This is a genomic window from Burkholderia sp. WP9 (assembly GCF_900104795.1).
Classification (GTDB): Bacteria; Pseudomonadota; Gammaproteobacteria; order Burkholderiales; family Burkholderiaceae; genus Paraburkholderia.
The window spans coordinates 2,599,161-2,613,757 of the sequence record NZ_FNTG01000002.1 but is presented as its reverse complement, the minus strand read 5'-3'; the positions used below and the strand labels follow the sequence as shown (position 1 = coordinate 2,613,757).

Here is a 14,597-nt window from a genome sequence, read left to right as displayed (position 1 = left end):
TTTCAACTATCAACGTTTGTTCTGCGCGCGGCGGTAGGCACGCGGCAACGTGTGAAAGTATCCGCGTTGACGATCTCGTCAGCTATACGATTTCACTGAGAAAAAGTCGGAACTTTCCCAAAGATGTCGTAGGAATTACGGGCGATACCGGCGACGGAAGGAATGGACATCCACCGAGCGAAGGCGTCTGTCGAGGTGGGATCAGCGCGGCTCAGAAGCGAGCGGCGAAGTCGCGACACGAATGCGTCGCGACGCAAGTTGGGGAACGTTGTCGATCGCTAGAAAAGCTAACTGGAATAGCCGCTGGAAATGGCCCGCCGCATGCGGCCCGCGCCTAAAGCGCGAGAACCGTCACACCCACTTCCACCCGATGCGCGCCGCCGCCGAGAATCATCCCGCGCAGCAAGGACACGTCGCTGTAATCGCGGCCGATTGCAAGCGTCACGTGATCCACATCGGCGAGCACGTCGTTGGTCGGATCGAGATCGATCCAGCCGCTGCCGGGGCAATGCACCGACACCCACGCATGGGACGCGTCCGCGCCGATCAGACGCGGCTGCCCAGGCGGCGGATCGTTGCGCAGATAACCGCTCACGTAGCGCGCCGGCAATCCCAGCGAGCGCAAGCAGCCGATCATCACCTGCGCGAAGTCCTGGCACACGCCGCTCTTCAATTCGAAGGCGCGTTCGGCGGGTGTATCGAACATCGTCGCGGAAGGTTTGTAGGCGAAGTCTTCGTGAATGCGGTGCATCAGATCGATCGCGCCCGCGGCAATGGGCATGCCGGGCGGAAAACTCGGCAATGCATAGGCGCGCAGCGACGGCCGCGGCACGATGTTCGGCGACGCGAAACAGAACTCCACCTCGGGCCGGAACTGCCCGCCGACGCGAAACCGCAGCGCGTCGGACACGTCGTCCCATTCGGGTGTCGCCTCGGGATCGAGGTCGGTCCAGCGCGGCGTGAGCGCCACCGTGGTTTCGCTGACGAGTTGCAAGCGCTCGTGCGGCGCATCCAGCGCGAAATACAGGACGTCGTTGCCGAATGCGTCGATGCGGCTATTCAGATACGACGGCTCGGGTTCGATCGTTTCGCTGTGCGACACCACGCGCTGCCACGCGCAGGCGATCGGCCGGATTGTCGCGAGATGCTGCGCGATCTCCACATACGTGGAATAGCGATAAGTCGTGCGATGCGAAACGGACAGCACGGTCGGCGCGTTCTTCATGACCACACCTGCGAAGCGACGGTGCTGGCGTGACTGAAATAGCGCGCGCTGATTTCATGGGCGGCCGCGCCGGCATAAGCGCCGATCTGATCGCATACCGCAATCAGATTGGCATAGGCGCCGTCTTCGTCGACGGTACACAGCGATTCGAGCGAAGGCAACGAAGCGGCAGGCGCCATCAGTTCCGCGAACGGACGATGCCGCGTGCTGCCCGCCGCCACCGCGATCTCGTCGAGCTTCTTGCGCAGACGCTCGTAGACGCCGTAGATGCCGCGCGGATTGGTCGGCTCGATGACCAGCAGGTCGAGCAGCGCCGGCACCTCGAAGCGGCCAGGATAGAGCGAGCGATACGTGAGCGTGCTGTCGAACAACTGCAGCAGCAGGTCGAAGCCGGCGGGCGTGGAGAGTTGACCTTTGTCGGCGACTACGCGCAGGAACGACGTCATCGCCGACACGCGCTCGATGTGACGGCCCACGAACAGGAGACGCCACGCTTCGTCGCGTGTCATGCGGTCGCCCTGTGCGCCGCTGATCGCCGACAACTGCACCGACAGGCGTTCGAGCGCGTTCATCAGCGTGACGCGATCGTAACGTTCGTAGCGCTCGCCACGGCCGTTGCCGTTGCCATTGCTATTGCCGTTGCCTTGCGATCCCCCACCGCTGTACCCCGGAGCGGGCATCAGTGTCTGCAACGCGTCGCGGAAGTCGTTGCGCGCCGCGAGAATCGTGCGCCAGTGATCGTTCGACAGACGCCCGCGCACTTCCCCGTTCGAGCGCGCCTGGCAGTTCAGGTTCTGGCCGATGCTCGCGGCGCCGGTGCTCTCGCTCAGATTGGCAACGAGAGCGCGCTCGAAGGCTTGCGGCGAATGGGGCGAGAACATGTCGCCGGATTGCACGAGCCCGCAATGCATGGCGAGTTCGACCAGGGTCGGAAACATTGCGTCGGCGTCGTTGCCTTCCAGCGAGCCGAGAATCAGGCGTAGCAGCCGCACGTTGTTTTCGGCGCGCTCGCCGTACCGCCCGGCCCAGAACAGGTTTTCCGCCGCGCGGCTCGACACGGTGCGGTGTTTGCGCGCAAGGTCGGCGGGCTGCATCGGCGAAGGCAGCAACGTGAAGGTCGAAGTCGGCTGGCTCGACAGCACCCACGTATCGACGCTGCTGCCGCCATACTGCATGGACACCGTGGTCTGGCGTTCGGCGGCGAGGCGGGTGAAACCGCCCGGCATTACATGCCAGCCGCCGTTGACGTCCGCAATCGCATAGACGCGCAGAACCGACGGACGGCGGCCAATGGTGCCGTCTTCGTAACGCGGCGTGCAGGAAAAACGTTGCGCCTGCTGGATCGTGTAGGTGTCCGGCATGGCCTCGATACGCTCGCGCCACGCCGACAGGCGCTGCCTGCCCTGCTCCACGCCCGGCGGCGCATCGCGCCCGGTGACCGGCCACGTCGGCACGATGAACGCCTCGTCGAGGCGCGCGAAGGCATGATTGCGCGCCGCCTTTTCGCCGCACCACCATGTCGGCACGCTCGGCAGCACGAGGTCTTCGCCGAGCAGCACTTCGGCAATGCCGGGCAGAAAGCCGTGCAGGGCCGGCGATTCGACAAAGCCCGAGCCCGGCACGTTCGAGACGATCACATTGCCCGCGCGCATCACCTGCAGCAAACCGGGCACGCCGATGCTCGAATCGGCGCGCAGCTCGACCGGGTCGCAGAACGCGTCGTCCAGACGCCGCAGCACCACGTGCACGCGTTCGAGACCGGCGAGCGTCTTCAGGTAGAGCTTGTCATCGCGCACCGTCAGGTCTTTGCCTTCGACCAGCGTCACGCCGAGATAGCGCGCCAGAAACACGTGCTCGAAGTAGGTTTCGCTAAACGGCCCCGGCGTGAGGAAGGCGATATGCGGCGAACGGTCGACGCCTTCGCCGTCGTCCCGCATGGTGGCCTGCGCCGCCTGCACGAGGGTCGCGATCAGTTGCGAATAGGTCGGCGCGAGCCGGCTTACACGCAAGGCGCGAAACGGATCGGCGAACAGCGTCGACATGATCAGGCGGTTTTCCAGCGCGTAACCGAGCCCGGACGGCGCCTCGGTGCGATGCGCCATCACGGTCCAGTCGCCGTTGGGCGTGCGCGCCAGATCCACCGCGACCACCTGCAGATACTGGCCGCCCGGCGGCGTGAAGCCCTTCACCGAGCGCAGATAGCCGGGATGACCGAACACCAGCGCGGGCGGCAATTGCCCGCGTTCGAGCAGGGTTTGCGGCCCATAAATATCGGCGACGATCGCGTTGAGCAGATGCGCGCGCTGCGTCACGCCGCGCTCGATATGGGCCCACTCGTCCTCGCCGATCAGGAACGGCAGCAGGTCGAGCGCCCACGGCCGCGGCTCGCCGTTATCCGCGTAGACGTTGTAGCTGATGTCGTTGTCGCGGATCTGCTGCGCGACCGAGGCGAGATCGTCGTCGAGCCGCGCGATGCCGACTTCGCCCAGCCGCTCGAAGAACTGCCGCCACGGTTCGCGCAACGCGCCCGAGGCGTCGCGCAACTCGTCCCAGTGTCCCTCGTGGGCCGGTAGCAGGCGCAACAGGGACGAAGCGTCCGCGCGCGCCGCGGACGTTTCGAAGGGAAAAGTCGATTGAAAGGCCAAGGTCGTGTCGTTTTAAGTGTGTGCTGGTTTTACCAGTAGCGCAGATCCAGTGTGAAAGGAAACTCCAGACTGCGCTGAGGTGCATCGACCGTGAGCGGCCCCGGCGTGTGTCCCGTCGCGAAGAAGCGCGCGCGCCGCCGGCTTTCCGCCTCATAGGCGTTGATCGGGAAGGTCTGGTAATTGCGCCCGCCCGGATGAGCGACATGATACTGGCATCCGCCCACCGAGCGGCCACTCCATGTATCGACCAGATCGAAAGTGAGCGGCGCGTCCACGCCGATGGTCGGATGCAGCGCCGACGGCTGCGACCACGCGCGAAAGCGCACGCCGGCCACATATTCGCTGACGCGGCCAGTCGGCTGCAACGGCACCGGCACGCCGTTGACGGTCAGCACATGGCGGTTGTCGTTCAGGCCGAGCGCACGCACTTCGAGCCGCTCCACCGAAGAATCCACGTAACGCACCGTGCCGCCCGCCGAGCCCTCCTCGCCCATCACATGCCACGGTTCGAGTGCGTTGCGAATCGTCAGCGAGACGCCGTTCACCGTGGTTTCGCCGACCAGCGGGAAACGGAATTCGAAGTGCGGCGCGAACCAGCTGCTGTCGAAAGCGTAGCCCGCGCGGTTCAGTTCGCCGAGCACGTCGTCGAAATCCATCTTCACGAAGGTGCCGAGCAGGAAGCGGTCGTGCAACTCCGTGCCCCAACGGGTGAGCCGCTGCGTGTACGGCGTGTGCCAGAAGCGCGCCACCAGCGCGCGCAGCAGCAGTTGCTGCACCAGACTCATGCGCGCGTGCGGCGGCATTTCGAAGCCGCGCAATTCGAGCAGGCCGAGACGGCCGGTCGGGCCGTCCGGCGAATAGAGCTTGTCGATGCAGAACTCGGCGCGGTGCGTGTTGCCCGTCACGTCGATCAGGATGTTGCGCAGCGACCGGTCGATCATCCACGGCGGCAGGCTCGCGCTTTCGCGGCCGCCGAGCATGTCGATCTGCCGCTGCAATTCGCGAAACGCCACTTCGAGCTCGTAGACCTGGTCGTTGCGCGCTTCGTCGACCCGCGGCGCCTGGCTGGTCGGTCCGATGAACAGCCCGGAAAACAGATACGACAGCGATGGATGGTTGTGCCAATAAGCGATCAGGCTCGCCAGCAGGTCGGGGCGGCGCAGGAACGGACTATCCGCGGGCGTCGCGCCGCCGAGCACGAAGTGATTGCCGCCGCCGGTTCCGGTGTGGCGGCCGTCGGTCATGAACTTCTCGCTGCTGAGATAGCTCTCCGCCGCGGACTGATACAGATACTCCGTGTGGTCGACCAGTTGCTCCCAGTTCGCCGCGGGATGAATGTTCACCTCGATCACGCCGGGGTCCGGCGTGACCTGCAGCACTTTCAGGCGCGCGTCACGCGGCGGCGGATAACCTTCGAGCACCACCTGCATGCGCAACTCGGCGGCCGTCGCTTCGACGGCTGCGAGCAGGTCGAGATAGTCGTCGAGTTCGGTGAGCGGCGGCATGAACACATGCAGCAGAGTCCGCCCGCTGCCGAACGCCTCCGTTTCGGCTTTTGGACCGGCTGCCCGCTTCGGGTCGCGCGCTTCGACGCAAATCGCCGTCCGGATCGTTTCCTTCGACGACTGCCCGCGCGCCGGCATCGGCTCATCGCCGGGCTGACGCGCATAGGCCAGCACACCGCCGCCCGGCATGCCGCTCAGCAGCTCCGCCGCCGAAGTCGACAATGCCGCCGCGCGTCGCGCATCGGCGGGGCTCATGCCGCGTTGCTCGCCGTCGTATTGCATGCGCAATTGCGCGGCCGAACGCAACGGCACCGGTGGCGCGAACGGGTCGTGCGCGTGCTGATACGGGTAGTCGGTCTTCGACACCCACGGCAGCGAATCGAGCGGCAGTCGATAGCCCATTGGCGAATCGCCCGGAATCAGGAACATGCGCTCGTCGCGGAAGAACCAGCGGCCGCTGACCCACTTCGGCGCCTCGTGCGGCACCTCGCGTTCGCGCGCGAGCGGCAGCACGTAACCGGTCGCGCCGCCCAGCCCCGCGTCGAATACGCGGCGCAGACGCACGCGCTCCAGTTCGTCGTCCAGCCGCGCGTCGAGTGGATCGACGTTGACCGGCAGACGGCGCTCGCGCCACAAGTAGTACCAGACGTCCTCAAAGCCGGGCTGGATGCAGTCCGCGTCGAGCGCGAGCTTCGTCGCCAGATGCGCGAGGAAGCGTTGCGCGTCGGCAGCCGTGTAGGTGCCGGGCTCGCGCTCGTCCGCGAACAGCGCGGGGTTGTGCCAGCACGGCTCGCCGTCGGCGCGCCAGTACAGCGACATGGCCCAGCGCGGCAATTGCTCGCCCGGATACCACTTGCCCTGGCCGATATGCAGGAAGCCGTTCGCGCCGTAGCGCGCGCGCAGCTTTTCCATCAGCGCGACCGCGTAGCCGCGCTTGGTCGGGCCGAGCGCGTCCGTGTTCCATTCGGCGGCGTCGCGATCGCGTACCGAGACGAAGGTCGGCTCGCCGCCCATGGTCAGACGCACGTCCATGCCGGCGAGTTGCTGGTCCACGTGGGCGCCCATTTTCAGCACGTCGGCCCACACGGTTTCGCTGAACGGCTTGGTGACGCGCGGCGTCTCCAGCACCCGTTCGATCGACATGGTGTGTTCGAACTCGACCTCGGATTCGTCCACGGCGCCGGAGATCGGCGCCGCGCTGCCCGGCTCGGGCGTGCAGGCGACGGGGATATGCCCTTCGCCCGCCAGCAGCCCGGAGGTCGGATCGAGGCCGATCCAGCCCGCACCCGGCAGATACACCTCGCACCACGCGTGCAGGTCGGTGAAATCGACCTCGGTGCCGCTGGGGCCGTCGATAGATTTGACGTCGGGCGCGAGTTGCAGCAGGTAGCCGGACACGAAGCGCGCCGCCAGCCCCAGTTGCCGCAAGGTCTCGACCAGCAGCCAGCCGGAATCGCGGCACGATCCCGCCGCGCTCACGAGCGTTTCCTCGGGCGTCTGCACGCCCGGCTCCATCCGGATCAGGTAGCGAATCTCGCGTTGCAGCCGCTGATTCAGGCCGACGAGAAAGTCGGCGGTGGCGGCCGGCGTGCGGTCGATACTCTTGACGAATTCGGCGAAGCGCGGCGTCATCGGCCGCTTGACGAGGTACGGCGCGAGTTCCAGCGCGAGGCCGGGTGAGTATTCGAACGGGAATCGCTCGGCCGAAGGCTCCAGAAAGAAGTCGAACGGGTTGTAGACCGCCATTTCGGCGATCAGATCGACCGTCACCTTGAATTCGCGCGTCTTCTCGGGGAACACCAGCCGCGCCTGATAGTTGGCGAACGCGTCCTGCTGCCAGTTGATGAAATGTTCGGCCGGCTCGACCCGCATCGAATATGACAGGATCGGGGTCCGGCAATGCGGCGCAGGCCTGAGACGCACGACCTGGGGCGACAGTGAAACCAGCCTGTCGTAGCGGTAATGTGTGACATGATGCAACGCGACGCGTATGGACACACCGGACTCCTGGACGAAGGATGGCAGCCCGCCAAAAAGCAAGCTTCATGCCGTTTATTGAACAAGTGCGAAAAACCGCCTGAACTGCCCGTACTGCCCGGATCACCGCCTGCGATGAAGTTTGCCGCGCCTGGCCGACCGTCCGGTCGATCGAACCGAGCACCCTTTCTCCTGCCATCTCCAAGGTCGCGCACCAAAGCGGCGCAACGCTCATGCACGATCATGCACGTAATGTGCGTTAAACCAGTGACGTCTGGCAAATGCGGCATGAAGATTGCGGCAGCTGTTCGCTCATGCCCGCCCTCCACCTCCCAGGCTCGACCGATGAAAACCTTCCACTGCAATCACTGCTCGCACCTCGTGTTCTATGAAAACGTGCGTTGCGAACGTTGCGAGTCATTGCTCGGCTATGTACCTGAACTGGCGGAAATCAGCGCGTTCGAAGACGCCGGCGATGGACGCTGGCGCAGCCTGCATCCGGGCGCCGACGGTGCGCTGTTCCGCCAATGCCACAACTACGCCGTCGAAAACGTCTGTAACTGGATGATCCCCGCCGACTCGCCGGACGGGCTGTGCCGCGCCTGCCAGTTGACCTTGACGATTCCGAATCTGAGCGCGCCGGACAATCGGCTCTACTGGTATCGGCTTGAAATGGCCAAACGTCGCCTGCTGTACACACTGGCCGAACTCGGTCTCGACGTGAAGTCGCGCCAGGCCGACCCGGAACATGGCCTCGCCTTCGAATTCCTCGAAGACGGCGGCGACGGTTCGCGCGTCATGACCGGCCATGATAACGGCCTGATCACGCTGAACATCGCCGAAGCCGACGACGCCTACCGCGAGAAAGTCCGCACCGCGATGGGCGAGCCGTACCGGACCTTGCTCGGCCACTTCCGGCACGAGACCGGGCACTACTACTTCAGCCAGCTCGTCGAGAACAACCCGCGCTGGCTCGAACCGTTCCGCAAACTGTTCGGCGACGAAAGCATCGACTATGGCGAGGCGTTGAACGCCTACTATCGGGACGGCGCGCCGGCCGACTGGCAGGCGTCGTTTATTAGCGCGTATGCCACGATGCATCCTTGGGAAGATTGGGCCGAGACGTGGGCGCATTACATGCTGATCGTCGACGTGCTGGATACGTCGACCTCGTACGGCGTTGCGCTGCTGCCCGACGATCCGAGCGAGCCGACGCTGACCGATCGCACGCCGGTGGAAGACGCCAGCTTCGAGAATCTGATGAAGCGCTGGTTTCCGCTCACCTATGCACTGAACAGCCTGAACCGGAGTCTTGGCATGCCGGACGGTTATCCGTTCACGCTCGCCGCGCCGGTGGTGGAGAAGCTGCGCTTCGTGCATCGCGTGATCGGGGCGGCCGGCGACAAATCCGTGCCGCGCGAAGCGGCAACGCCGCCGGGGCAGGCCGTAGCTTCGCAAGCGCCGGCACAACCGGTGGAGGCCCCGCCGCCGCAGTTGGAACCCGTGGCATCCGAGCCACCGTTGCAGCCGGAGCCCGCCGCCGTCCAAACAACCCCGGCAAAGCGGGCCACGCGGCGGCGCTAGGTGCGCTCTCGCACCGCATCGGCTCAGAGGCCTCGTCAAATGCCTTTCTCAAAATAAGACTCTTCCTAGATGCATCCCGGTCGAATTCTTTGACAATCGGATTCCGTTGGCGACACACGCAGTCAGTGGACATCGCCCGCACTCGGCGCGGCGCGCGTCCCATCACGCGTCGCAATCCGCAGTGGGTCTCACGCCCCGTCGCCCGCCTTCCTGTCATTGAACACGACGCGCATGCGGAACACCGCATGCCGTTCACTCTCGACCGTCACCATGAGCACAGAATTCTCCCTCGATCGATTCGAATCCCAGATCCAGTCCCGTGACTACGATGCCGCGCACGAGGAGTTCTGCGCGCTGCTCAAAACGCTCTGCGAAAAGCGCGGCACGCTCGGCGGCGAACGCTTTGCCCGCAGCAGTCCGAACTCGCCCGGCGACGAAGCGTCGCAGCGCACCTTGCAGCGCATCGCCGATGGATTCACCGCGCTGTTTTCGGCGCCCGAGTACACGCTCGCCGCGGATAAGATGAACATCCTGTTTTGGGGGCGGCCATGGATCAACATGATCTTCGCCGTGTCGTCGTATGGATCGACCGATCACATCGTCCGCACGCTGCTCGACGCCGCGCACGACAACAACGACAACAACGCCACGCGCGACGTATTGACCCGCAAGCAACTGGTGCTCTACACGTCGGGCTCGCAATACGATATCGATTTCGCGGATCTTCATCGATGCGACCCGGTGCTCGCGACCAGCCTCGGCGTTTCTATCGTCAGCGCGGCCGTGCACATCTCGCCCGCCGCGCACGAAAAACGCGAGAGGCTGCTCGGCTGGTTGCCGGGCGCGCTGGAGAGTATCGAAGACCTCGACGACTTGCCGACCGCCGCCGTGTGCGGCGCTTACATGCATTGCAGCTATTCCAGCTCGCCCGATCGGCACGCGATCAAGCGCAGCATCAACAAGCTGGTTCGCAAAAAACTGGAGACACTCGGCCTGCTGGACCATGAAGCCAACGTCGCACGCACGCCGGCCAAACGGCACGATAAGAACCGCAAGCCGGTGATGCTGGTGGTTCTCGAATGGTTCACGGGCGGCCACTCGATCTACCGCACCCATTCACGCACAATGCTCGCCGCGCGCGAGCATTTCGAAGTCGTCGCGTTCGGCGAGGCGCAGCATGTGGACGAAACAGGGCGCGCGATTTTCGATCGCTTCGTCGAATTCGAGCATCCGGAATACATCGGCGACTGTATCCGCCAGATCCAGGCATTCGCCGCGCGCGAGCAACCGGACGTGCTCTATATGCCGAGTGTCGGCATGTTCTCGCACACGATCTTTCTGTCGAACCTGCGCGTCGCGCCACTGCAGATCGCGGGTCTCGGTCATCCGGCAACGATGCACGCGGCGCATATGGACTACGTGAGCGTCGAAGAAGATTTCGTCGGCGACCCGGCGTGCTTCAGCGAAAAAATGATGCGTTTGCCGAAGGATGGCCAACCGTACGTGCCGTCGAAACTGCTCACCGAAATCGTGCCGTCAATTCCGGCGCGAGGCGACATCGTCAACATCGGGGTGACGGCCAGTGCGATGAAGATCAATCCGCACTTTCTCGAGACCTGCAAGGCGATCGTTCACACCGCTCGTGTGCCGGTCAAATTCCATTTCATGACATGCTGGAGCGAAAGCATCGATCTGGCGTACGTCAGAAAGTCGATTCACGCGACGCTGCCGCAATCGAGCGTGGACGTGTACGGTTCGCTCGACTACCCGACGTATCTGAAAGTCCTCAACACGATGGACATGTTCGTGAGCCCGTTCCCATTCGGCAACACCAACGGCATCGTCGATTCGTTCACCATGGGCCTGCCCGGTGTCAATCTGTGCGGGCGCGAAGTATTCGAGCATATCGACAGCGGCCTGTTCGGGCGCGCCGGCTTGCCGTCGTGGCTGACCGGTCACTCGACCGACGAGTACGTGCGCGCCGCCGCACGGCTCGCCGAGCAGCACGATGAGCGCGAGGCGCTGCGTCGGCGCCTGATCGACGGGAAAGCCGTCGAACGTATCTTCGCGGGGCGTCCCGAGGCGTTCGGCGAGGCCGTGTTGGCGGTGCTCAACAGTCTCGACAAGACGTAACGACGAATCCCTTATCAACTGACGGGCCGCGACGGAACATGTTCCGTCGCGGCCCGTTTTCATATCTGGCGAGTCTCGCCAAAGCGCTCGCCAAAAAGCGCCGACCAGACAAGCTGTCTTCCGAACTCAATACGCGACGTAAGGCCCCGTACCGCCAGGTGTCGCCTGCTGCTCGACGGCGGCATACACATTGCGACCGTAGAAGAACGGCAAACCCCAATCGAAGATCGTGGACTGGACGAACGCCGGTCCCGCCAGCAGCGGCAGCGCCGAATCGCCGCTATAGGTCTGTGCAATCGTCGTAGCGTTGCCGACGCTGAAATTCACCGCACTCGTGGTCCCGTTCACCCCCTGGATCATCGCGCTCATCTGCGCGGTCGACACCGGGCAGTAGTACGAATTATTCGGGCTCGCGCATACCGGCAAAGAGCTGGTCTGAAAGAACAGCCCGGTCGAACCGCTGTCCAGAATGCTGCGCGAATAGGTCGTGCCGTTCTGCACGGTGGTAAAGGTGCCGTTCGACGGACTCACGCCGATCACTTGCGCGCCGCCCAGCGTATTGTTGGTCTGCGTGCCGATGCCGAACACCAGTTGCCCCGTGACCGACTGCGCGGCACCCGATACCGTCGGCAGGCTCAGCATCGAACCGTTGTTGTCGGTGGCGAAGTACGGAATCGGATTGGCGACCTGGAGTTCTTCGGCAAGCGGAATCGACGTGCATGTCGTGCCGCTGCAGCCGTAATACGTGCCGGCCAGCGCCTGCTGCACGCAGTTCGCGCCGCAGTCGTGCTTGAACACGCCGATGCCGAGAATGCCGTTGGCCTGCAACGCGGCCGGCGTGTTGCGCGATGCGCCGACGCTCGCGCAATCGGCCGGCAGTGAAGCGTAGTTCGGGTCGATCACCTGGATCGGCAGCGAGGCGGCTTTTTCACCGGCAATCTGCAGATCAGCGAGCTTCACCGCGCCCCACGTGTAACCGTCGAAGAACTGCATGCATTCGGCGACCTGATTGCCCGCGGCGTCCCTCTGTTGCGGCAGGGTCATTGTCGCGGGCAACTGGGAAGCAAAGATGCGCACGCCCCACGACCCGGTATCGACCAGTATGTGGTCGATGGTTTGGCATTGAGCCGTACCCGGCGCACAAATCGTGATGCTGACGAACGGCATGTTCGGCACGTCACTCACGCCGGAGTCGACCGTCACGCGCACCGCGTTCGCGGCCAGCACTTGCGACGACGGCGCGGTGTTGATCACGGTGGGGCCGGCCGAATTCGAACTGCTGGAACTGGCCGTGCTGCTGGACCCGCCGCCGCAAGCACTGACGAGCAGTGCAAGCAGCGCCGCGCACAGCAGGATCCTGAAGGAAGACATATGACGCATGATCCGCACCGTTATTGAATGACGCCGACATCGACGCCCGCAGGCACCGCTGGCGGCAAATACGCGTGGCCGGCGAACGCGCGAAGATGCCCGCCGGAGTAGACCACCAGATCGCCGCTGGAGAGAGCGAGTGGCGTGCCGCGACGCGTCGCGGTGGCGGCGACGTAGGCGTCGAACGACGTCCCCAGCATGGATTTCAAATCCGGCAACGTGGGGCCTTCCCATGCGACACCGAACACGATGCCGTTGGGCGCGACGTACTCGCGCACCAGCGTGCCGGACGGCAGCGTCATCAGATGGACCGAATACGCGCTTTGCGTAGTCGCCGTGTGAGCCACTGCGCGCAAGCGGGATTGATCGCTGTCGACAGTGCTTACGTTCTGCCCGAGCGTCGCGTGCGCGGCAAACGACAGCGCGCAGCTTGCCCCGAGCATTGCGCGAACAATGCGGGAATAGAGCATCGGTTTCAAGAGAATTCCTTCGAGGTGAAACGCTCACGACCACGCGTCGAGCCGGTCACGAACGGGAAACTAGGGGCGCACGCTTCGCCGGTGGTGCTGGTGTTGCATTCACACTGGTTGAGCTGCGTGCTGCGTGAATGCGTCTACGGAGTGGTGGCGCGAAACTTTAGGCATCAAGGTGAGGCGCGGCAATCGTTTGCGCAACGATTTAAACCTTTCTCCCGCGCGGCAACGTTCGAGTCTGTTTGATGTTTCGGAACCAGATCACCAAGTGGCGGCGCTCGAGCGCATGTTTTCATTACACGGCTCGTTTAAAGCAAACGACAGTGCACATTGCCCGCATCGCGCGCAGAAAAAAAATCATGCGCGCAGCATTGTGCGATCGATGTAAGTGAACGCTGAAAAAATCGCCTGGAAGGCCCGTTTTCCTCTGACGACAGGAGGCGTCAAAAGACCGGTCGCGTGAGGACGAAGCGGCGACACCATCGCACTTCGCAGAACAAAAAAATGCCGCGGATGACTCGAAAGTCAACCACGGCATCGGTCGTTCGAACGTGACGCGTCTGGCTCGATCGATTCCGCAGAGTCGATCGATTCGACGCGCAGCGCCCGCTACTTTTTGTGCTGCTGCAGGAGCGACTTAAGCTCCTCGACATTCTCTTCTACGCGTTTTGCGATCACCGCATACGACTCGGCTTGCGTCTGATAGGCCGCTTGCGCCAGTTGTTGCATATCGGCAAGCGACTTGTGCAGGCTCTGCTGGATCAACTCGGCCGCCTTGCCCGAAGGCGCGGCGCCGCCGGCCGATAACTGGCCCGTCAGCGACTGCAATTCGCTCAGGGTCGTGCGCAACATATCAGCCTGCTTCTGCGCGAGCGACTGCATCCCCTGGAAAGCCGTCTGATTCGCCTGAACCAGTGCTTCCATGTCCTTGCGTCGCGCTTCCATGATGGCGGGTACGTCGAAGCCGGGGAGCTTGAACTGCTCCAGCATTTTGGTGAAATCGCCAAACGGATTGGCGGCGTCAGGTCGGTCCATGCGAAATCCTCCTTAACGGTTGAGTACCCGCCGGCGGTGCATTGCCGCGTTGTGTTTCCGTAACGCATGCACCAGCGGCTTCGCGTGCGCCGCGCGTCCCATAGAGGCACTCGGCTTCTGGGGTCGGACGGCACATCGCTTCAATCATGCGCCATCCGGAAACAATGCGCCAGCGGGCGCACCCTGGACGCGCGCCGTCGGCGGGCGTTGAAGGGCATCGGCCACGCTGCACGGCCGGCCCGATAACCGGCCGAGCGGCGCTTTGCACGCGGGCATTTTTTCCGTCAGTCAACGGCCGTGCTGCAACTCCCGCATCCGGCCCGCGACTGGAAGCGTTCCCGCCAGCAAGCTGCTCAGTCATTCAGCATGTTGCGTTGGCTTTCCCACATTGCCGCTTCTTTGGCCACTGTTCATCTTCCGTCAGGTGATTAGGATATGAGCACTGCAAACGCTGGTGTCCTGGTGAAGAATGCGCTATCCGCTGAACATGGCAGTCGCCGCCTTCCTGCTGATTTTCGTCCTTGGCTGCATCATCAAACTCGCCTTGAGCTGACGCCCGACACTCGCGGCGCCGCACGCGCGCTTGCATGACTTCACGCCGCTGGCCGGCGCGGTCGATCCTCACCCCACCCCCCTCTTTTCCTGCCAC

At 63.9% G+C, this 14,597-nt stretch carries 9 protein-coding genes; 3 read left to right on the top strand and 6 right to left on the bottom strand.

What is annotated here, in order from left to right:
* Positions 1-334 precede the first annotated feature (334 nt).
* Genes BLW71_RS32765 through BLW71_RS32755 form a run of 3 tightly spaced genes read right to left on the bottom strand, consistent with a single transcriptional unit; the run spans position 335 to position 7,373 of the window.
* Positions 335-1,225, bottom strand: coding sequence for a transglutaminase family protein (locus BLW71_RS32765; protein WP_091807022.1), 891 nt, complete (start codon positions 1,223-1,225; stop codon positions 335-337).
* The gene (locus BLW71_RS32760) at positions 1,222-3,870 is read right to left on the bottom strand and encodes a circularly permuted type 2 ATP-grasp protein (RefSeq protein WP_091807021.1); all 2,649 of its coding nucleotides are present in this window, start codon (positions 3,868-3,870) and stop codon (positions 1,222-1,224) included. The genes BLW71_RS32765 and BLW71_RS32760 overlap by 4 nt, the downstream gene beginning before the upstream one ends.
* A gap of 29 nt (positions 3,871-3,899) precedes the next feature.
* Positions 3,900-7,373, bottom strand: a complete 3,474-nt coding sequence (locus BLW71_RS32755) for a transglutaminase family protein (protein ID WP_091807020.1) — start codon at positions 7,371-7,373, stop codon at positions 3,900-3,902.
* Between the two features lie 324 nt (positions 7,374-7,697).
* On the opposite strand from BLW71_RS32755, the gene BLW71_RS32750 reads away from it, so the two are divergent.
* Both BLW71_RS32750 and BLW71_RS32745 read left to right on the top strand, forming a co-directional pair.
* Positions 7,698-8,936 (top strand): zinc-binding metallopeptidase family protein, encoded by a 1,239-nt coding sequence (locus tag BLW71_RS32750; RefSeq protein WP_091807019.1) that lies wholly within the window; start codon positions 7,698-7,700, stop codon positions 8,934-8,936.
* 270 nt (positions 8,937-9,206) lie between these two features.
* Positions 9,207-11,069: an adhesin gene (locus BLW71_RS32745; protein ID WP_091807018.1), complete on the top strand. Its 1,863-nt coding sequence runs from the start codon at positions 9,207-9,209 to the stop codon at positions 11,067-11,069.
* 126 nt (positions 11,070-11,195) lie between these two features.
* On the opposite strand, the gene BLW71_RS32740 is transcribed toward BLW71_RS32745, so the two are convergent.
* A complete protein-coding gene (locus BLW71_RS32740) occupies positions 11,196-12,449 on the bottom strand; it encodes a DUF3443 domain-containing protein (RefSeq protein ID WP_091809160.1) in 1,254 nt (417 codons plus the stop codon).
* Between the two features lie 11 nt (positions 12,450-12,460).
* Complete coding sequence (locus BLW71_RS32735) at positions 12,461-12,910, bottom strand: DUF2844 domain-containing protein (RefSeq protein ID WP_091807017.1); 450 nt, start codon at positions 12,908-12,910, stop codon at positions 12,461-12,463.
* Positions 12,911-13,043: 133 nt separating this feature from the next.
* On the opposite strand from BLW71_RS32735, the gene BLW71_RS41215 reads away from it, so the two are divergent.
* Complete coding sequence (locus BLW71_RS41215) at positions 13,044-13,301, top strand: hypothetical protein (protein WP_143048413.1); 258 nt, start codon at positions 13,044-13,046, stop codon at positions 13,299-13,301.
* 221 nt (positions 13,302-13,522) lie between these two features.
* Here the strand turns inward: BLW71_RS41215 and BLW71_RS32730 are convergent, their stop codons facing one another.
* The gene (locus BLW71_RS32730) at positions 13,523-13,948 is read right to left on the bottom strand and encodes a phasin family protein (RefSeq protein ID WP_091807016.1); all 426 of its coding nucleotides are present in this window, start codon (positions 13,946-13,948) and stop codon (positions 13,523-13,525) included.
* Positions 13,949-14,597: the final 649 nt, after the last annotated feature.

What these genes read in the sequence shown, in the direction of transcription:
- BLW71_RS32765 (WP_091807022.1), bottom strand. Translation starts at nt 1,225, where the DNA reads ATGAAGAACGCGCCGACCGTGCTGTCCGTTTCGCATCGCACGACTTAT.
- BLW71_RS32735 (WP_091807017.1), bottom strand. Translation starts at nt 12,910, where the DNA reads ATGCTCTATTCCCGCATTGTTCGCGCAATGCTCGGGGCAAGCTGCGCG.
- BLW71_RS32740 (WP_091809160.1), bottom strand. Translation starts at nt 12,449, where the DNA reads ATGCGTCATATGTCTTCCTTCAGGATCCTGCTGTGCGCGGCGCTGCTT.
- BLW71_RS32730 (WP_091807016.1), bottom strand. Translation starts at nt 13,948, where the DNA reads ATGGACCGACCTGACGCCGCCAATCCGTTTGGCGATTTCACCAAAATG.
- BLW71_RS32745 (WP_091807018.1), top strand. Translation starts at nt 9,207, where the DNA reads ATGAGCACAGAATTCTCCCTCGATCGATTCGAATCCCAGATCCAGTCC.
- BLW71_RS32750 (WP_091807019.1), top strand. Translation starts at nt 7,698, where the DNA reads ATGAAAACCTTCCACTGCAATCACTGCTCGCACCTCGTGTTCTATGAA.